Source organism: Rhodoferax sp. LS1P39, from assembly GCF_056521425.1.
Window position 1 is genome coordinate 466034 of sequence record NZ_JBWMAV010000001.1, and the last position, 17417, is coordinate 483450.

20 protein-coding genes are annotated in these 17417 nt (G+C 64.6%); 6 read left to right on the plus strand and 14 right to left on the minus strand.

The features are described 5' to 3' along the window. The first annotated feature begins 97 nt into the window (after window positions 1-97). The 4 genes from AC097O_RS02015 (at window position 98) to AC097O_RS02030 (ending at window position 2434) form a co-directional block, all read left to right on the plus strand. On the plus strand, window positions 98-967 hold the full coding sequence (locus AC097O_RS02015) for an IclR family transcriptional regulator (RefSeq protein ID WP_479591215.1): 870 nt from the start codon (window positions 98-100) through the stop codon (window positions 965-967). Window positions 968-1079: 112 nt separating this feature from the next. Next, window positions 1080-1556, plus strand: a complete 477-nt coding sequence (locus AC097O_RS02020; RefSeq protein ID WP_479591216.1) for a DUF4019 domain-containing protein — start codon at window positions 1080-1082, stop codon at window positions 1554-1556. Window positions 1557-1571: 15 nt separating this feature from the next. After that, on the plus strand, window positions 1572-2195 hold the full coding sequence (locus AC097O_RS02025) for a glutathione S-transferase family protein (RefSeq protein WP_479591217.1): 624 nt from the start codon (window positions 1572-1574) through the stop codon (window positions 2193-2195). Window positions 2196-2209: 14 nt separating this feature from the next. After that, complete coding sequence (locus tag AC097O_RS02030) at window positions 2210-2434, plus strand: FmdB family zinc ribbon protein (protein WP_479591218.1); 225 nt, start codon at window positions 2210-2212, stop codon at window positions 2432-2434. 7 nt (window positions 2435-2441) lie between these two features. On the opposite strand, the gene AC097O_RS02035 is transcribed toward AC097O_RS02030, so the two are convergent. From AC097O_RS02035 to speB, 11 genes are all read right to left on the minus strand, one after another. Further along, on the minus strand, window positions 2442-3248 hold the full coding sequence (locus AC097O_RS02035) for a ZIP family metal transporter (RefSeq protein WP_479591219.1): 807 nt from the start codon (window positions 3246-3248) through the stop codon (window positions 2442-2444). An 82-nt stretch (window positions 3249-3330) separates the two neighbouring features. Further along, window positions 3331-4170 carry a tryptophan 2,3-dioxygenase gene (gene kynA / locus AC097O_RS02040; RefSeq protein WP_479591220.1) on the minus strand — a complete coding sequence of 280 codons (840 nt, stop codon included), beginning with the start codon at window positions 4168-4170 and terminating at the stop codon, window positions 3331-3333. Between the two features lie 8 nt (window positions 4171-4178). Next, entirely contained in the window at window positions 4179-5465 is a 1287-nt protein-coding gene (gene kynU, locus AC097O_RS02045) for a kynureninase (protein ID WP_479591221.1), read from the minus strand. A 10-nt stretch (window positions 5466-5475) separates the two neighbouring features. Next, entirely contained in the window at window positions 5476-6102 is a 627-nt protein-coding gene (kynB, locus tag AC097O_RS02050) for an arylformamidase (RefSeq protein ID WP_479591222.1), read from the minus strand. A gap of 175 nt (window positions 6103-6277) precedes the next feature. Further along, window positions 6278-7222, minus strand: a complete 945-nt coding sequence (locus AC097O_RS02055) for a 2-hydroxyacid dehydrogenase (protein ID WP_479591223.1) — start codon at window positions 7220-7222, stop codon at window positions 6278-6280. A 10-nt stretch (window positions 7223-7232) separates the two neighbouring features. After that, window positions 7233-7970: a class II aldolase/adducin family protein gene (locus tag AC097O_RS02060; RefSeq protein WP_479591224.1), complete on the minus strand. Its 738-nt coding sequence runs from the start codon at window positions 7968-7970 to the stop codon at window positions 7233-7235. Continuing rightward, a complete protein-coding gene (locus AC097O_RS02065) occupies window positions 7967-9496 on the minus strand; it encodes an amino acid ABC transporter permease/ATP-binding protein (protein ID WP_479591225.1) in 1530 nt (509 codons plus the stop codon). Before AC097O_RS02065 ends, AC097O_RS02060 begins: the two co-directional genes overlap by 4 nt. A 23-nt stretch (window positions 9497-9519) precedes the next feature. Then, window positions 9520-10311, minus strand: a complete 792-nt coding sequence (locus AC097O_RS02070; RefSeq protein ID WP_479591226.1) for a transporter substrate-binding domain-containing protein — start codon at window positions 10309-10311, stop codon at window positions 9520-9522. A gap of 44 nt (window positions 10312-10355) precedes the next feature. Beyond that, window positions 10356-11414 carry an isopenicillin N synthase family dioxygenase gene (locus AC097O_RS02075; RefSeq protein WP_479591227.1) on the minus strand — a complete coding sequence of 353 codons (1059 nt, stop codon included), beginning with the start codon at window positions 11412-11414 and terminating at the stop codon, window positions 10356-10358. 2 nt (window positions 11415-11416) lie between these two features. Continuing rightward, complete coding sequence (locus tag AC097O_RS02080) at window positions 11417-12274, minus strand: sugar phosphate isomerase/epimerase family protein (RefSeq protein WP_479591228.1); 858 nt, start codon at window positions 12272-12274, stop codon at window positions 11417-11419. A 14-nt stretch (window positions 12275-12288) separates the two neighbouring features. After that, the gene (gene speB / locus AC097O_RS02085; RefSeq protein WP_479591465.1) at window positions 12289-13200 is read right to left on the minus strand and encodes an agmatinase; all 912 of its coding nucleotides are present in this window, start codon (window positions 13198-13200) and stop codon (window positions 12289-12291) included. 175 nt (window positions 13201-13375) lie between these two features. Here speB and AC097O_RS02090 point away from each other — a divergent pair, with 175 nt between their 5' ends. Next, window positions 13376-14296 (plus strand): LysR family transcriptional regulator, encoded by a 921-nt coding sequence (locus AC097O_RS02090; RefSeq protein WP_479591229.1) that lies wholly within the window; start codon window positions 13376-13378, stop codon window positions 14294-14296. Window positions 14297-14370: 74 nt separating this feature from the next. Here the strand turns inward: AC097O_RS02090 and AC097O_RS02095 are convergent, their stop codons facing one another. The 3 genes from AC097O_RS02095 to AC097O_RS02105 are packed head-to-tail and all read right to left on the minus strand — an operon-like array spanning window position 14371 to window position 16815. Then, window positions 14371-14688, minus strand: a complete 318-nt coding sequence (locus tag AC097O_RS02095; protein WP_479591230.1) for a YkgJ family cysteine cluster protein — start codon at window positions 14686-14688, stop codon at window positions 14371-14373. A gap of 4 nt (window positions 14689-14692) precedes the next feature. Continuing rightward, on the minus strand, window positions 14693-15616 hold the full coding sequence (gene argF, locus AC097O_RS02100; RefSeq protein ID WP_479591231.1) for an ornithine carbamoyltransferase: 924 nt from the start codon (window positions 15614-15616) through the stop codon (window positions 14693-14695). Further along, complete coding sequence (locus tag AC097O_RS02105; protein WP_479591232.1) at window positions 15613-16815, minus strand: acetylornithine/succinylornithine family transaminase; 1203 nt, start codon at window positions 16813-16815, stop codon at window positions 15613-15615. The genes argF and AC097O_RS02105 overlap by 4 nt, the downstream gene beginning before the upstream one ends. Window positions 16816-17110: 295 nt before the next feature. Between AC097O_RS02105 and AC097O_RS02110 the strand changes: the two genes are divergently transcribed. Beyond that, a complete protein-coding gene (locus tag AC097O_RS02110; protein ID WP_479591233.1) occupies window positions 17111-17416 on the plus strand; it encodes a DUF3579 domain-containing protein in 306 nt (101 codons plus the stop codon). The last annotated feature ends 1 nt before the right edge of the window (window position 17417 follow it).

A 17417-nucleotide genomic window follows, 5' to 3' on the forward strand; every position in this document is an offset into this window, starting at 1 on the left:
AGCGGGTATTCCATTAATCAGAATATTTCTTTAATTTATTCCGATTAATGGAATATCAAAGCTAAAATGCCTTAAAAATATTCCACTGGAGAACGTAATGGAAACATCCACCACCGCCACAGGCGGCGTACCACGCGTGTTTGCCGTCATCCGGGCGCTTACAGCGGTGCAGACCGAGGGCGGGCGTGTCACCCAATTGGCGCGCGCCGTGGGCCTGACGCAGGCCACCACGCACCGTTTGCTGCAGTCGCTGGTGGCAGAGGGCATGGTCGAGCAAGACGAACGCAGCAAGCTGTACCGCCTGAGCATCGACTTTTTTGCCCTGGCCGCAGTGGCTGGCAACCCTGGCGATCTGCGCACGCTGTGCCGCCCGGTACTGCTGCGCCTGTGTGCCAGCCTGGGCGATAGCATCTTTCTGCTGGCCCGCAGCGGCTTTGACGCGGTGTGCCTGGACCGCAGCGAGGGGCCGTTCCCCATACGCTCGTTCACGGGCGATGTGGGGGGGCGCATTGCCTTGGGCGTGGGCCAGGGTGCGCTGGCCATCCTGGCATTTCTCCCAGAGGCAGAGCGCGAAGAAGTCATCCGATTCAACCTGTCCCGGGTGCGCGAGTACGGCGTGTACGACGAGGTGTATCTGCGTACCGAGATAGAGCGCGTGCGCCAGCAGGGCTACGCGGGTCGCAATACCGGCCTGCTGGAGGGTATGGCCGGCGTGGCAGTGCCCATTTGCGACCGCGAAGGCCGCGCGGTGGCCGCACTCAGCGTGGGCACGATTGCCGATCGCCTGAACGCCGACCGCATGCCCACCGTGGTGGAGCTACTCAAGCGCGAGGCCGCCACGATCAGCCCAAAAATTCACCCCTTCGACGCAAGCCTGCGACGGCCCGCGCAGAGTTTGACCGGCTCACCCACGGGGCAGAAAATTCCAGCGCCCAGCCCCATCGATCCGACCATCGCCGCAAAATAATGCAAAGCCCGTCATCTCGCCCCCTGGAGTCGGACGTTACACAGTCGGTGCAGCTCCACCCTAGGCGGCTGCAGCGCCTACACTCGTTTGACTTACTGCCACGGAAAGACTTATGACCTTGTTTAAATTTGCGCCCATTGCCGTGTGCCTTGCTGCATCTGCCCTGCTGTTTTCTGCCACGGCCAGCGCCCAGACGGCGGCACCCACCGCCCCGGCATCGGCAGCCGTATCGGCTGAGGTCACCAAACAGGCCGAAGGCCAGCTCGCCGCCGCCGGATGGCTGTCCATGCTGGACCGGGGCAACTGGGGCGGGGCCTACGAGGCCAGCAGCCAGCTGTTTCGCAACATGGTGCCGATTGGGGCCTGGATGGACAGCATCCCCGGTGTGCGCGCACCGTTTGGCGCGTTCGAGAGCCGCACGGCCTCCACCGTGGCCTACAAGACCAGCCTGGCCGGTCGGCCCGATGGCGAATACGTCACCGCCATTTTTGATGCCCACTTCACAGGCAAAAGAGACGTGGAAGAAATTGTCACCACCGTACGCGAGGCCGACGGCCAGTGGCGCGTGATCGGCTACCAACCCCGCTGATCTGGGATGACCGCCATGCTGCAGATACTGGGTAAATCCACCTCCATCAACGTGCGCAAGGTGCTTTGGCTGTGCGCCGAGCTGGACATTCCCTTCGAGCACGAGCAATGGGGCTCGGGCTTCCAGTCCACCGAAGTGGACGCATTCCGCGCGCTCAACCCCAACGCCATGGTGCCGGTGATCCGCGACGGCGACTTTGTGCTGTGGGAGTCCAACGTGATTTGCCGCTACCTGGCCGCCCGGCACGCCCGCGCCGATTTGCTGCCCGCCGACCCGCAGGCCCGCGCCCTGGTCGAGCAGTGGATGGACTGGCAGGCCACCGAGCTGAACAACGCCTGGCGCTACGTGTTTATGGCCCTGGTGCGCCAAAGCCCGGCCCACACCGACCCGGCCGCCATTACCGCAGGCGTGCAAAACTGGAACCGCCACATGGCGATGCTGGACGGGCAACTGCAAAAAACCGGGGCCTACGCCACCGGAGCCGACTTCACCCTGGCCGACATCGTGCTGGGCCTGTCCACCCACCGCTGGTGCGCCGCCCCCATGGAAAAACCCGCCCTGCCCGCCGTGCAGGCCTACTACGAACGCCTGAGCCTGCGCCCCGGCTTCCGGCTGCATGGCCGCAACGGCATGCCCTGAGACGCGATTGATCTATGCCTACCTACGACTACGTCTGCCCCGCCTGTGGCGGCTTTGAAGCCATCCGCCGACTGGCCGAACGGGATGACCCTTGCGCCTGCCCGGCCTGCGGCAGCGCCGCCCAGCGGGTCTTGACCCTGAGCACCGCAGAACCCCGCCGTACCAACAGCGCCCACAGCCAGAGTGTGGAAGCCAACTACCAGCGGCTCAAGCACCGCGCGGGCTGCGCCTGCTGCTGACAGCGCCTTAGTGCCCGTGGGCTAAACGGCTCACCAGCATCACCAGCCCCATGCCCACCAGCAGCCAGGCAATCTGCGCTGCGGTGGCGCGGGCGCTCAGGCGGGTTTGCAACTGCGGAATCAGATCGGCCAGCGCCACGTAAATAAAGCTGCTGCTGGCCACCACCAAAAAGTACGGCAGCCAGTCGTGCAGCATGTCCACCAGCCCGTAGCCCACCATGCCCCCCAGGGCCGTCACGGCCCCGGCCAGCGATACCTTGAGCACGGCCACACGGCGGTTGCTGGAACTACCGCGCAGCACCACCAGGTCGCCCATGTGGTGCGGCACCTCATGCACTAACACCGCCAGCGCGGCCACAAAGCCCAGTTTCCAGTCGGCCACAAAAGCCGAGGCAATCAGAATGCCGTCGCCAAAGGCGTGCACGCTGTCGCCCGTCAGCACCGCCCAGCCGCCGGTGCGGTGCGGTGTGTCATGGGCATGGTCGTGGTGGTGGTCGTGACCATGGTGCGCATGTGCATCAGTCTGCGGCCCGTGGTGGTGCTCATGTCCGTGGTGCCACAGCTCGGCCTTGTCCAGCAAAAAGAAGAACACCAGCCCCACCAGCAGCGTGCCAAACAGCTCTTGCGCGCTGGACTGGCTCTCGAACGCCTCGGGCAGCAAATGCATGAAAGCCGTGGCCAGCAGCGCCCCCGCCGCCAGGCTCAGCATGTGCTGGGTGTAGCGCGCCAGCACCCCAAAACTGAGGACCGCCGCCACCCACACACTGCCGATACCGGCGCACAGGGTGGCGATCAAGATTGCTACCAAAGTCATAGCTATATGCGCAAGCAGAATCTGCGCGGGAGGGTTAAAAAGTTCGCAAATTGTAACGACCCAGCCTCACCCTCCGGTATGGTTACAAATTGGTGCGCAGGGTCCAGATTTCGGGGAACAGCACCACGTCCAGCATCTTGCGCAGGTAGCTCACGCCCCCCGTGCCGCCGGTGCCACGCTTGAAGCCGATGACGCGCTCCACGGTGGTGACGTGGCGAAAGCGCCAGAGGCGAAAGCTGTCTTCCAGGTCGGTGAGCTTTTCGCCCAGTTGGTACAGCTCCCAGTGCTGGCGCGGGTCGCGGTAGGCGACCAGCCAGGCGGCTTCGACCTCGGGGCTGGCCACGTAGGGCTGGGTCCAGTCGCGCTGCAAATGGCTGGCGGGCACGGCCAGGCCGCGGCGGGCCATCAGGCGCAGGGCTTCGTCGTACAGCGACGGGGCCTCGAAAGCCGCCTGCACCCGAGCCAGCAGGTCGGGGCGGTGGGCGTGGGGCTTGAGCATGGCGGCGTTCTTGTTGCCCAGCGCAAACTCGATGCAGCGGTACTGCGCGCTCTGGAAGCCGCTGGAGCTGGCCAGGTACGGGCGCATGGCGCTGTACTCGGGCGGCGTCATCGTCGCAAGCACATCCCAGGCATGCACCAGTTGCGACATGATTTTGCTCACCCGGGCCAGCATCTTGAAGGCGCTGTGCAGGTCGTCTGCGGCCACGCAGCGGATGGCGGCATGCAGCTCGTGCAGCATCAGCTTCATCCAGAGCTCGCTGGTCTGGTGCTGCACGATGAACAGCAACTCGTCGTGCGCGGGCGACAAGGGCTTTTGCGCCGACAAAATGCTGTCGAGCTGCAGGTAGTCGCCGTAGCTCATGGACTGGCTGAAGTCGAGCTGGGCTTTTTCGTCCTGGACGATTTTCTCGGTGGAGTTCATCGGGCAGCTCATGTCACTGCGCTCAGTTGGTTGAATTCAGGGCGCTGCCACTCTGCCGTTTGCAGCACCTCGCGCAGTTGCTCCACGGCGTGCCACACATCCTCATAGCCCAAATACAGCGGGGTGAAGCCAAAGCGCAGGATGTCCGGGTGGGCTGCGCCGTCCCCCGCGCGGAAGTCGCCGATCACGCCGCGTGCAATCAGTGCCTGGACGATGGCGTACGCGCCCTCGGCTTTGCTCAAGGACACCTGCGAGCCGCGCCGGGCATGTTCGCGCGGGGTGGCCAGCTCCAGGCCGAAACCGGCGCAGCGCTGCTCCACCAGGGTGATGAACAGGTCGGTAAGTGCTAGCGATTTCTGGCGCAAGGTTTCCATCGCCGTCTGGTTGGGGATGAGTGTGCCCGCTGCCGCAAACACGTCCAGCCCGCACTCCAGAGCCGACAGGCTGATCATGGGCTGGGTGCCGCACAGGTAGCGCTGCACACCGGGCGCGGGGCGGTAGTCGGGCGTGAAGGTGAACGGCGTGGCGTGGCCCCACCACCCGGCCAGCGGCTGCCAGAAGCGGTCGGCATGCACCGGGTTGACCCACACAAAGGCCGGGGCACCGGGGCCGCCGTTGAGGTATTTGTAGCCGCAGCCCACGGCAAAGTCGGCACCCGCGCCCGTCAAATCCACCGGCACCGCGCCCGCGCTGTGGGCCAGGTCCCACAGCATCAGCGCGCCTGCGGCATGGGCGGCGACGGTGACGGCAGGCATATCGTGCATGGCACCGGTGCGGTAGTTCACGTGGGTGAGCATCAGCACCGCCACTTCCGGAGTCAGCGCGGCGGCGATCTCCTCGGGCTCCACCAGTTGCAGCTGAAAGCCGTGCTGGCGGCACAGCGACTCGGCGATGTACAGGTCGGTGGGGAAGTTGCTGCGCTCGCTCACGATCAGCTTGCGCTGCGGCGCGTCGGCACTGGCCATGTGGATCGCGGCGGTGAGCACCTTGAACAGGTTCACCGAGGTGCTGTCGGTGGCCACCACCTCGCCGGTCTGGGCACCGATAAGGCGGGCGATCTGGTTGCCCAGGCGCTGCGGCAGGTCGAACCAACCAGCGGTGTTCCAGGCCTTGATGAGGTCGGTGCCCCATTCCTGGGTCACCACCTCGGCTACGCGTGCCGCTGTGGCGCGGGGCAGCGCACCCAGGGAATTGCCGTCGAGATAGATCACGCCCGGTGGCAGGCTGAAGTGGTCGCGCAGCGGGGCCAGGGGGTCTTGCGCATCGAGGCGCAGGCAGTCGTGCAGAGTCGTCATCGTTCTACTTTCAAAGAGCACGCAGGATTGCGCGCACGGGGGAGGCATCGGCGGTCATCAGCTTGAGCGGCAGGGCAATCAGCTCGTAGTCGCCCTCGGGCACGTCGTCCAGCACCAGGTTTTCCAGCACGCGCAGGTTCAGGCGGCGGATGGTCTGGTGGCTTTCCAGCGTCTTGCTGCTGGCCGGGTCGATGCTGGCGGTGTCGATGCCGATCAGCAGAACGCCCAGTGCGGCTAGGCGCTCTACGGTGTCGGGGGCGAAGGCGGCCAGGTCGGCATCCCAGCGGTCCACCGGCATGCGCGGGTAGGTGCGCACCAGCACGCGCGGCGGCAGATCGGTAAGCGCATGGGCCAGGTGCTCCCAGCGGACCAGCGGCCCGCGGCCAATGCAGTGGATGACGCGGCAGGGGCCGAGGTAGGGCAGCAGATCGACCGCGCCGATGGCCGCGCCCTGCGGGTCGTAGTGCAGCGGCGCATCGGCGTGTGCGCCCACATGGGGCGACAAGGTGATGGCGCTGACGTTGACCGGGCAGTCGGGCGTGATGGTGGCCGACCAGTGCTGCTGGTAGGGCGTGTCGCCGGGGAAAACCGGGCAACCGGGGGCGATGGGTGGAGAAATATCCCAGAGGTTTTGCATGGTGCCGCCGAAGGTAGCACCGCTGAAAATCGCGTGGTGTCGGTTATTTCCAACAGCCGCCGAATTCGGCTGGATTCTCAGAAAACCCCAGATGCAGGGCTATTTTTAAGCATCAAATTGGCACTCTACGCTTATTCCGTAAGCGCTATAAGCTATCTAATCAATAGCAAATGCGCTAATATCCCGCACCCCGGTCCACCGTGTGCAGCGCAGGTTGACCGGCCCGCACGCGCTGCAGGTTGTCCAGAATCTGGCCGACGATGACCTCGGGACTGGCCCCCGAGGCCATGTGCGGCGTCACCACCACCTGCGGGTGCGCCCACAGCGGGCTGTCGCTGGGCAGCGGCTCGGTGGCAAACACATCCAGCACGGCACCGCGCAGGTGGCCCTGGTCCAGGGCCTGCAGCAGGTCATCGACCACCAGGTGTTCGCCCCGACCGCAGTGCACCAGGGCGGCGCCGGACTTCATGCGGGCAAACAGGGCCTGGTTCAGCAGCCCCCGGGTGGCATCGGTCAAGGGCAGCAGGCAGACCAGCACGTCAGGGGCCTGCACAAAGTCCTCCAGCGCCTCGGGCCCGGCGTAGGTGGCCACACCGTCGATGGCGTGCGCCGAGCGCGACCAGCCGCTGACCACAAAGCCCTGCGCCCGCAGCACCCGAGCCAGGTGGCTGCCCAACGCGCCCAGGCCCATCAGGCCCACATGGGTTTGGTGGGCCACCTTTTGCACCGGCATCTTCCACTCGCGCCGGGCTTGCTGCTGCTGCGCCTGGTCCAGCGCGCGGTGGTAGTACAGCACGGCCCACAGCACGTATTCGGCCATGCCCGCGGCCAGGCCGGGATCGACGATGCGGCACACCGGCACCCCGGGGCGTGGCTGGGCCGGGCCCAGCACGTGGTCTACCCCTGCCGCGATGGACGAGGCCAGGCGCAGATTGGGCAGGCTGTGCATCAGCCCGGCGGGCGGGTACCAGCCCGCCACGGCCTCGACATCGGCGGGGTCGGGCATGTCGGGCCACAGGCGCACCTGCAGACCGGGCATAAGGCGCGCGGCTTCCTCGCGAAAGAGCGTGTGCAGATCGCCCAGGTCGTCGGAGGCACTACAGATCAGCAGAGTCGGCATATCGAAAAATTTAATCGCGGTAAGACGGGTCGATGCGGTCCAGCTTGCGCAGCCAGGCCTGCCACAGGATCTGGCGCTCATGCTCCACGCTTTGCAGTTGTTCGCAGGCGTGCTGGCTCAAGTGCGGTGGGATCTCGGTGACCGGGCCTGCAGTGGGGGCCAATTGGCTGGCGGCGAGCTGGATTTCGCAGGCGCGGTTCAGGTAGTACATGACGCAAAACGCATCGGCCACGGTGGTGCCCACCGACAGCAGGCCGTGGTGGCGCAGCACCAGCGCAATGTTGGAGCCCAGCGCCTGCTGTATGCGCACCCGCTCGCCCAGGTCAAAGGCCACGCCCTCGTAGGCATGGACACCCACCCGGCCATAGAACTCGGTGTTGATCTGGTTGAGCTGCAGCAGCCCACCCTCGCAGGCCGCCACGGCCATGCCGGCCAGGGTGTGGGTGTGGATGACGCAGTGGGCATCAGCGCGGCCGCCGTGCACCGCGCTGTGCACGGTGAAGCCTGCCACGTTGTAGTCGGCACTGCCCGAGACCACGCGGCCCTGCATGTCCACCACCAGCAGGTCGCTGGCGCGCACCTCTTCGAACAGGCGGCCAAACGGGTTGATCAAAAAGCGCTCGGGCCCACCATCCGACGGCAGCCGGGCCGAGAAGTGGGTGTAGAGCGTGTCGTCCCAGCCGAACAGCGCGGCCAGGCGGTAGGCGGCGGCCAGGTCGCGGCGCAGGGTGGCTTCGTCGCTTGTCATGCTTGCAGTCCCATGAAGCGGCGCACACGTTGCGTGGTGGCATCGGGTGCGTCGGGTTGTTGTATGTGCCGGGGCGTGGCATCCAGCTGGATCAGGCCGTTTTCCATGAACAGCACACGGTTGGAGATGGCCAGGGCAAAGTCCATTTCGTGGGTCACGATGACCATGGTCATGCCTTCCTGCGCCAGGTCCTGGATGACTTTGAGCACCTCGCCCACCAGCTCGGGGTCTAGCGCCGAGGTGGGTTCGTCAAACAGCATCACATCCGGCTCCATGGCCAGGGCGCGGGCAATCGCCACGCGCTGCTGCTGGCCTCCCGAGAGCTGGTGCGGGTATTTGTGCTGGTGCGCCAGCAAGCCCACCTTGTCGAGCAGTTGCAGCGCCTGGGTTTGGCGCACGCTGGCATCTGCGGGCTGGGCGTGGTAGCGCGGGGCCAGCAGCACGTTGTCGAGCACGCTGAGGTGGGGAAACAGGTTGAAGTTCTGGAAGGCCATGCCGATGCGGCGTATGCCACCGCGCACCCGGCTGCTGTCCAGCGACTCGTTCGCCTGGATGTAGCTTTCGCCAACCAAAATGATTTCGCCCTGGTCGATGAATTCCAGGCCGTTGATGGTACGGATCAGCGAGGTTTTGCCCGAACCCGACGGGCCGATGATGGAGACCACCTCGCCCGCACCCACCTGCAGGTGGATGCCCTTGAGAACCTGGTGGCTGCCGTAGGCTTTGTGAATGTTGCGCAGCTCCAGGGCCGCAGGCTGGCCGGGGGCCGCCGCCACCGGGTGCAGGGCCACCAGGCCACCCAAAGACGTGCGCAGCGTGGCGCAGGCGGCATCGTCCAGCGTGGTGGGGTGGCGCTTTTGCAGGTCCAGCTTTTTCTCGACCCAGCCCAGCAACGTGCTGAAGATGGTGACCAGCATCACGTAGTACACCGCCACGCCCAGCAGGGTTTCCATCACCAGAAAGTTTTGCGAATACAGGCGCAGCCCGGTCATCAGCAACTCGGGCAGCGAGATCACCGACACCAGCGAGGTGAGCTTAATGATGGTGACGTATTCGTTGATTAGCGTAGGCAGCGCGATGCGAAACGCCTGCGGCACCACGATCAACCGCATGGCCCCGAAGCGGCCAAACGCCAGCGCCCTGCCCGCCTCGCGCTGGCCACGCGCCACCGACAGCAGGCCACCGCGGTGGATCTCGGCCATGTAGGCGGCTTCGGTCAGAACCATGGCCACCAGCCCGGCAAAAAATGGCTCGCCGATGAAACTGCGGGTCATCGGAAATATCTGCGGCAGGTTGAACACAAACACCACCAGCACCAGCAGCGGCACGCTGCGAAACAGCCAGATGTAGACCCCGGCCAGCGCGCTGATCCAACGGGTGGTGGAGATGCGGGCGCAGGCCAGAAAAAAGCCCAGCACCATGCCCAGCACCCAGGACAGCGAGCCCAGCTGCACCACGGTCACACACGCCCGCCAGAAGATCCCCATGGAAAACAAGGACCAAAAATACGACCAATCTAATTCCATGCGGATGCTCCTGGTAGCGCTAATTACTTGGCGATGGGCTCAAGTTCGTACTTGGCAATCAGCGCTGCGTATTCGCCGTTGGCTTGCGCCGCGGCCAGGGCTTTCTCCAGCGCCTGGTACAGCGCGGTGTTGCCCTTCTTCACGTAGATGCCCAGGGTTTGCGGGTAGACCAAGGCAGGCGAGCTGATGACGATGCGGGACTTGCTGCGTTCGGCCAGCATCTTGGCGGCACCGGCGATCTCCAGCTGGGCCTGGATGTTTTTCGACAGCAGGGCCTGCGAGGCCTCGGGGGCGGTGGGGAATTCGCTTACGGCCACGGCGGGTTTGCCGTTGGGCACGCAGTATTCGGTTGAGAGCTTTTTCAGCGCGTTGACCCAGCTGGTACCGGCCTGCAGGCCCACCTTCATGCCGCACAGGTCTTGCTCGGTCTTGGGTGCAATGCCGCCGTCTTTGGCCACCATGATGGAGGCACCGGTGCGGGCGTAGGCAATGGCATCGGCCTGGGCGGTGCGCTCCGGGGTGATGTACATGCCCGAGATCACGGCATCGAACTGGCCGCTGCCCAGGCCCAAAATCAGGCTGGGGAACTTGGTGTCCACAAACGCGGGCTTGGCCTTGATGACGCGGCCCAGCATCTCCGACACATCGGGGTCAAAGCCCACCACCTTGTCGCCCTGCCACGATTCAAACGGGGGGTAGGTGATTTCCATGCCGACCTTGAGTTGGCCGGGGGCCATGGTCTGGGCCATGGCGGCCACGGGTAGCAAAGCCGCCAGAGCGGCACCGAGGATAGAAATGCGGGTGGTTTTCAGCATGGGAACAACTCCTAGGGGTGGGGACGTGGAACAGAAACAAAAAATCAAACGGTCGGCGCAACGGTCTTCATGTGGCCAAAGCTGCCGGGCTTCAACGCGCCCTGGGGCAGCGCGATTTCGCCCGCCTCCACTTTGCGTTTCAGGTACTGGTAGGTTTGCTGGGCCTGGGCATACATGTGCTCGCCAATCGACAGCTCGGGGTAGCTGGCGATGGTTTCGGCACTCGCAAACTGCGGCAGCGGGCGGATGCGGGTGTGGTAGTCGCAGGCAAAAAACAGCGGGAAGGAATAGCGCTCGTGCTGCACCTTGCGCACCCGGTGCGAGGTGGCGGGAAAGGCCCCGGCGGTCATCACCTCCAGCATGTCGCCGATGTTGATGACGAAGGCCTCTTCACCGTCTTCCGCATACGGTGGCGCATCGACCCACACGCCCTGGTCGTTCATGACCTCCAGGCCGGGCTGGTCGGCCAGCAGCAGGGTGAAGCATTCGTAGTCGGTGTGCGCGCCGATGCCGGGGGCATCCACCGCTTCGGTGTCCACCGGGTAGTGGATCAGCCGCAACTTGGACGGCGGGCAGGTGACCAGCGCATCGAACGCATCTTCGGGCTGGCCCAGCGACAGCGCAAAGCCGCGAAACAACTGCCGACCCAGCGCAAACACGGCGGCGTAGTAGCGGGCCACGGCCTCTTTGAAGCCGGGCAGGTCGGGCCATTTGTTGTTGCCGATGAGGGGCGTACCTGCCCGCACCAGCGGGTGGTCGTCGGGGGCATCGAAGCCGATGTCGAAAGCCTCCTTGTGGTCGGGGCGGCCTTTGGAATAACGTTCTTCGCCCTCGGGCACATAGCCTTTGTGGCCCCAGGCATCGCCGATGTAGTAGCGCATCTTCCAGTCCATCTGCTGCGCAAACAGCGTGCGGCTGGCCTCGCGCAGGTCGGCCACCAGCGCCGGGGCGATGCCGTGGCCGACGATGTAGAAAAAGCCCACCTCGCGGGCGGCTTTACCCAAGGCATCGGCCACCGTCTGGCGCTGCGCCAGATCGTCGCTGGTCAGGCCGCGGATGTTGATGACGGGCAAGGCCGTGAAGTTACGGGTTCCGGGTTGCATGTTCATACTCCAGTGGAAAGTGACGAGGACCAGCGCTCAAAATGCCGCCGCTCTTCTTGCGCCATCCAGCGGTTGACCTGCCAGAGGTCGGCCACCGGGCTTTGGGTGTAGGGCAGTTGGTGCATGTAGCCATCGGCACCGAACTCGGGGGTCAGGGTGCTGGTGGAGTAGCCTTGGGCGCGCTGCGCCGCCCAGATGGACTCCCACACGCGCTGGTGGAAAGCCAGCTCCGGCGCGTATTCGGGGGCCGCCGGGTGGGGCACTTGCGGGCCCTGGGCATAGCCCACGCGGGCTTGCACGTGGTGCACGCGCTCGATAAAGGCACTGAGTTCGTCCAGCGGGTCGTCCAGCAAGCGCTCGCAAACCACCACCCAGTGGCTGATGTCGGCGGTGTAGCGCAATTGCGGCAACTGGCGCACGATGTCCAGCGTGACCCAGGGGCTGTAGAGCGAGCTGGCGCGGTGGGTCTCAAAGGTGCAGGCCATGCCCACGGCATCGGCCAGGGCCTGGGCGCGGCCCAGAAAGTCCACCTGCTGGGCCAGCGGCCAGCGGTCGTTACCGGCCAGCAAATTGACGAAGCGAGGCGAGAGCTCGGCCGCCGCGTCGAAGGCCCGGGCCAGGTGCTGCAAATGCACTTCGGGGCCGTCTTGCTGGCGCGGAATCACGTCGGCACCGGTGAACACGGTGGCGATGTAGCCCAGGGCTTCGGCCTGCAGGCTGTGGCGCAGCGCCGTGCGGCCCAGCGCATCGAAGGGCACGCGGGCTTCTACGCCCACGCATCCGGCTTCGCGCAGTTGGGCGGCACATTGCGCCCAGTCGCCTTGCCAGCCCCAGAGAGATCTGAATATGTCGAGTTGCATGGTGGGGCTATCCGTTACCGGTATGCCACGCCGGGCAGCACACACAGCATTTCATAAAGCAAGTTCGCGGCCAGTTGCGAGGTGTTGCCGCTCAGGTCGTAGGGCGGCGACACCTCGACCATGTCGCAGCCCACGATGTTCAGCCCCCGGCAGCCGCGCACAATTTCGAGTGCCTGGATGGCGGTGAGGCCGCCCACTTCGGGGGTGCCGGTGCCGGGGGCCCAGGCGGGGTCGATGCCGTCGATGTCAAAAGTCAGGTACACGGGGGTGTCGCCGATCTGGGCGCGCACCTCGGCCATCAGCGGGGCCAGCGACTGGTACCAACACTGCTCGGCCTGCACCAGGCGAAAGCCCTGGTCCACGCCCCACTGGAAATCACCACTGGAATAGCCCTGAGCGCGCTGGCCGATCTGCACCACTTTTTTGCAGTCCAGCAGGCCCTCTTCCACCGCGCGGCGGAAGGTGGTGCCATGGGCGATTTTTTCGCCAAACATGTCTTCGTTGGTGTCGGTGTGGGCATCCACGTGCACCAGCGCCACCGGGCCGTGCTTGCGCGCCACCGCCCGCAGGATGGGCAGGGTGATGGTGTGGTCGCCGCCCAGAGTCATGGGCACCACCGGGTAGGCCATCAGCCGGGTGTAGCTTTCTTCGATGATGCGCACCGACTCCAGCAAGTTGTAGGTGTTGATGGCCACGTCGCCAATGTCGGCCACGCTGAGCGAGTCGAACGGGGCCGCACCGGTGGCCATGTTGTAGGGGCGGATCATCACGGATTCGGCGCGGATCTGGCGCGGGCCAAACCGGGTGCCTGCGCGCAGCGAGGTGCCAATGTCCAGCGGCACGCCGATGAAGGCGGCATCCAGGCCCTCGGCGCTGTCCATGGCGGGCAGCCGCATCATGGTGGAGCGACCGGCAAACCGCGGCATCTCATTACCGCTTTGGGGTTGGTGCAAAACTTTGGACACGCTGTAAGACCTTTCCAGTGGGCAACACGGCTGTGTGCTGCGATGCACCGCACTTTAGCTATTACGGGTTGTGGAAAAATAGCAGTAAACAAATAATCAGTTCCCCATTTCCATAACTAACATTCAGGGTTTACCCATGGCACAAGGTGCTGATCTCAAGCTGTTGCGCATCTTTGCGACGGTGGCCCGCCACCAGGGCTTTGCCAAGGCACAGCAGGAGCTGAACCTGACCACCTCGGCCATCAGCACCTATATGACACAGCTGGAGGCCGATGTGGGTTTCTCGCTGTGTCGGCGCGGGCGCGGCGGCTTTGCGCTGACCGCCAAGGGCGAGCTGCTGCTGTCGGAAACCCTGCGTGTGCTGGGCGAGCTGGACAGCTTTGCGCTGTACACCCGGTCGCTGAAAGGCGAGCTGGGCGGCACCCTGAAGATGGGCGTGCTCGACACCACGGTAACCGATGCGTCGCTGCCGCTGGCCCAGGCCATCGGGGTGTTTTCCAGCCGCTTCCCCGGCATGCACCTGAGCCTGCTGATCCGCAGCCCCTACGAGCTGCAAAAAGGCGTGCTGGACAACGAGCTGGACATTGCCGTGGGCTTCTTCCCCGCCAAGGCCAACGGCCTGGTCTACCACCCGCTGTACCGCGAGCAGCAGTGGCTGTACTGCAGCGACCGCCACCCCTGCTTTACGCAAAGGCACATCCTGCCCGCGGTGGTGTCGGAGCTGAACGTGGTGGGCCGCAGCTACTGGAGCCAGACCGAGCTGGGCCGCCACGGCTTCAAGCGCAGCGTGGCCACGGTGGAAAGCATGGAAGCGCAGCTGATCCTGATTTTGTCGGGCGGCTACGTGGGCTACCTGCCCGAGCACTACGCCCAGTCGTGGGTGGACCAGGGGCGTTTGAAGGTGCTGCTGCCCGCCGAGTTTGGCTACCAGTCGCAGTTTTCGCTGGCCCTGCGCAGGGGCCGCAGCCGCGAGCTACCGCTGCAAGCCATGCGCGAGCTGCTGCAGCCCGCCAAGGCCAGCGCCAAACGCGCTACCACCGCGGCAGGTGTTAAATAGAAATAATGGCATTATTTTCAGCATTAAATTGGCACTTCACGCTCATTCCGTAAGCGTGACAAGCTATCAATTTATTACTCAAAAAATAGAGCATTCGACAAACCCCGGCGGCTGCGGGCTTGCAGGCAGGCCGCACTGCCCGCCTCGAATTCCCGGCAAGGCGAGGGCCGCCACTCGTAGATGCCGCAGGCCACGCGTTCGCCCAGCGTGCCGGTCAAGGCGGCGCAGCGCGGCGGGCTGTGGTCGGTGCCGCGCATGCGGCGCAGGCGGGTGTTGACCTCAACCACCAGGCCCTCGGGTACGCTGCCGCCTTCTTCTTGCGACTCTTCCGCCGCAAAGTCCACGCGGAAGCTGGCGCAGCAGATGCCGCAGCTTTGGCAGACGGCGGACATGTGCTTACTCCAGCTTGCCCAGCATCAGGTATTCCATCAGCGCCTTCTGGACGTGCATGCGGTTCTCGGCCTCGTCCCAGACCACCGACTGCGGGCCGTCGATCACATCAGCATCCACCTCTTCGCCGCGGTGGGCGGGCAGGCAGTGCATGAAGAGTGCGTCGGGCTTGGCGATGGCCATCATTTCCAGGTCCACACGCCAGTCGGCAAAGGCGGTTTTGCGGACTTCGTTTTCCGCCTCGTAGCCCATGCTGGTCCACACATCGGTGGTGACCAGGTCGGCCCCGGCGCAGGCCTGCATCGGGTCTTTGAAGACCTTGTAGCTCTCGGCCGAGCGGATGCCCGCCACCGACTGGTCTACCTCGTAGCCGCTGGGCGTGCTGACGTGCACGGTAAAGCCCAGCACCTCGCTGGCCTGCAGCCAGGTGTTGGCCATGTTGTTGCCGTCACCCACCCAGGCTACCGTCTTGCCCGCGATGGAGCCACGGTGCTCGATGTAGGTGAAGATGTCGGCCAGAATTTGGCAGGGGTGGAATTCGTTGGTCAGGCCGTTGATGACGGGCACGCGCGAGTGGGCGGCAAAGCGCTCGATCTTGGTCTGCTCGAAGGTGCGGATCATCACCAGATCGACCATGCGGCTGATGACTTTGGCGCTGTCTTCAATGGGCTCGGCGCGGCCCAGTTGGCTGTCGCCGGTGGTCAGGTGCACCACGCTGCCGCCCAGCTGGTACATGCCGGCCTCGAAGCTCACGCGGGTGCGGGTAGAGGCCTTCTCGAAGATCATGGCCATGGTGCGGTCCACCAGGGGGTGGTGCTTTTCGTAGGCCTTGAACTTCTTCTTGATCAGCGCGGCACGCTGGAAGATGTAGGCGTATTCCTCGGCGCTGAGGTCGCTGAACTGCAGGTAATGCTTTAACGGATGCTTCATACCGGTTCTGCCAAAAATTGCTTGATTAACGGGCACAGGATGGCCACCAGCTCATCCGCCTCGGCGGTGGTCAAAATCAGTGGCGGCACCAGGCGGATGACGCTGTCGGCGGTCACGCTGATCAGCAGCCCGGCATCCACCGCGCGCTGGGCCAGCACGCCGCAGGGGCGGCTGAGCTCTACGCCAATCATCAGGCCCTGGCCGCGCACTTCCTTGAAGCCCGCCACGCCTTCCAGGGCATGGCGCAGTGCGGCTTGCAGGTGTGCGCCCACCTTGGCAGCGTTCTCCAGCAGGCCGTCTTCTTCCATGATGCGAATGGTTTCCACCCCGGCGCGCATGGCCAGCGGGTTGCCGCCAAAGGTGGTGCCGTGGTTGCCGGGCTGGAAGATGTGTGCGGCCTTGGGGCCCGCCACCACCGCGCCCACCGGCACGCCCGAGCCCAGGCCCTTGGCCAGCGGCATCACGTCGGGCTTGATGCCCGCCCACTGGTGGGCAAACCATTTGCCGGTACGGCCCATGCCGCACTGCACTTCGTCGATCATCAGCAACCAGTCGCGCTCGTCGCAGAGCTTGCGCACCTGCTGCAGGTATTCGATGCGCATGGGGTTCACGCCGCCCTCGCCCTGGATGGTCTCGAAGAACACGGCGGTGACGTTGGGGTTGTTGGCGGTGGCGGCCTTCAGCGCTTCGATGTCGTTCAGGGGCACGCGGATGAAGCCTTCGACCATGGGGCCAAAGCCCTTTTGGATCTTGGCGTTGCCGGTGGCGCTGAGGGTGGCGATGCTGCGGCCATGGAAGGCTTTTTCGTAAACCACGATCTCAGGCCGCTCGATGCCCTTGTCGTGGCCAAATTTACGGGCCAGCTTCAGCGCGGCCTCGTTGGCTTCCAGCCCGGTAGAGCAAAAGAATACATTGGTCAGGCCCGACAGCTCCACCAGCTTGGCGGCCAGCGCCTCCTGGTGGGGGATGTGGTAATAGTTGCAGCTGTGGATGATCTTGCCGATCTGGTCTTGCAGGGCAGGCACCAATTTGGGGTGGTTGTGCCCCAAGGTGTTGACCGCGATGCCGCCCAGGCCGTCCAGATACGACTTGCCGTTCACGTCCCACACGCGGCAGCCCTGGCCGTGCGACAGCGCAATCGGCAGGCGGCCATAGGTGTTCATGGTGTGGGGCGAGGATGCCTCTTGCGTAGCGGTCATGCAGTTTCTCCAAAGTGGACGGGACGGATTCAGGGCAAAGGACCGCTGAAACGTAATTCTAGGCGCAGAGTTTGCTTAGTTTTTTGACAATGGCGCATCACTGCGATGCCTGACCCCCTGCCACGCGTCTCTTCAACGGACCCAAGTCTTATATAAGATACAATTATTGTGCACCGCAGCAAATCCACCCGTCACGTGCCATTGGCGCTATCATTCCAGCACAAAGTGCTAGCCAAACCGGCCTCTGGGCCCGGTTTGCAACACGCACCCAACCCCCTCTGAAAAGCCCCCACCGATGGTTTCCACCTCCGCCAAAGAAGTCTTTATCCAGGGTGTCACCGAGAACGGGCGCGCCTTCCGTCCCAGTGACTGGGCTGAGCGCTTGGCAGGGGTTTTGAGCCAGTTTCGCCCAGGCGGCGCGCAGCCCGGCAGCCACCTGAGCTATTCGCCCTGGTGCGTGCCGACCACCATCAACGGCATCAAAGTGGTGATTCTGCACAGTGACCTGCGCGAATACGACGTGATGGCCTGGGACTTTGCCATCAACTTCGCGCGTGACAACGGCTTGCAGGTGGTCGAGGCCTGCCTGCTTCCTGAGTAGT

Excerpts from the sequence above, each read along its gene's own strand:
- AC097O_RS02035 (WP_479591219.1), bottom strand. The coding sequence starts at position 3,248 with ATGACTTTGGTAGCAATCTTGATCGCCACCCTGTGCGCCGGTATCGGC.
- kynA (WP_479591220.1), bottom strand. The coding sequence starts at position 4,170 with ATGAACTCCACCGAGAAAATCGTCCAGGACGAAAAAGCCCAGCTCGAC.
- AC097O_RS02055 (WP_479591223.1), bottom strand. The coding sequence starts at position 7,222 with ATGCCGACTCTGCTGATCTGTAGTGCCTCCGACGACCTGGGCGATCTG.
- AC097O_RS02080 (WP_479591228.1), bottom strand. The coding sequence starts at position 12,274 with ATGCAACTCGACATATTCAGATCTCTCTGGGGCTGGCAAGGCGACTGG.
- AC097O_RS02060 (WP_479591224.1), bottom strand. The coding sequence starts at position 7,970 with ATGACAAGCGACGAAGCCACCCTGCGCCGCGACCTGGCCGCCGCCTAC.
- AC097O_RS02095 (WP_479591230.1), bottom strand. The coding sequence starts at position 14,688 with ATGTCCGCCGTCTGCCAAAGCTGCGGCATCTGCTGCGCCAGCTTCCGC.
- AC097O_RS02110 (WP_479591233.1), top strand. The coding sequence starts at position 17,111 with ATGGTTTCCACCTCCGCCAAAGAAGTCTTTATCCAGGGTGTCACCGAG.
- AC097O_RS02105 (WP_479591232.1), bottom strand. The coding sequence starts at position 16,815 with ATGACCGCTACGCAAGAGGCATCCTCGCCCCACACCATGAACACCTAT.
- AC097O_RS02030 (WP_479591218.1), top strand. The coding sequence starts at position 2,210 with ATGCCTACCTACGACTACGTCTGCCCCGCCTGTGGCGGCTTTGAAGCC.
- kynU (WP_479591221.1), bottom strand. The coding sequence starts at position 5,465 with ATGACGACTCTGCACGACTGCCTGCGCCTCGATGCGCAAGACCCCCTG.
- AC097O_RS02025 (WP_479591217.1), top strand. The coding sequence starts at position 1,572 with ATGCTGCAGATACTGGGTAAATCCACCTCCATCAACGTGCGCAAGGTG.
- AC097O_RS02020 (WP_479591216.1), top strand. The coding sequence starts at position 1,080 with ATGACCTTGTTTAAATTTGCGCCCATTGCCGTGTGCCTTGCTGCATCT.
- AC097O_RS02090 (WP_479591229.1), top strand. The coding sequence starts at position 13,376 with ATGGCACAAGGTGCTGATCTCAAGCTGTTGCGCATCTTTGCGACGGTG.
- speB (WP_479591465.1), bottom strand. The coding sequence starts at position 13,200 with ATGCCGCGGTTTGCCGGTCGCTCCACCATGATGCGGCTGCCCGCCATG.
- kynB (WP_479591222.1), bottom strand. The coding sequence starts at position 6,102 with ATGCAAAACCTCTGGGATATTTCTCCACCCATCGCCCCCGGTTGCCCG.
- AC097O_RS02065 (WP_479591225.1), bottom strand. The coding sequence starts at position 9,496 with ATGGAATTAGATTGGTCGTATTTTTGGTCCTTGTTTTCCATGGGGATC.
- AC097O_RS02015 (WP_479591215.1), top strand. The coding sequence starts at position 98 with ATGGAAACATCCACCACCGCCACAGGCGGCGTACCACGCGTGTTTGCC.
- AC097O_RS02070 (WP_479591226.1), bottom strand. The coding sequence starts at position 10,311 with ATGCTGAAAACCACCCGCATTTCTATCCTCGGTGCCGCTCTGGCGGCT.
- argF (WP_479591231.1), bottom strand. The coding sequence starts at position 15,616 with ATGAAGCATCCGTTAAAGCATTACCTGCAGTTCAGCGACCTCAGCGCC.
- AC097O_RS02075 (WP_479591227.1), bottom strand. The coding sequence starts at position 11,414 with ATGCAACCCGGAACCCGTAACTTCACGGCCTTGCCCGTCATCAACATC.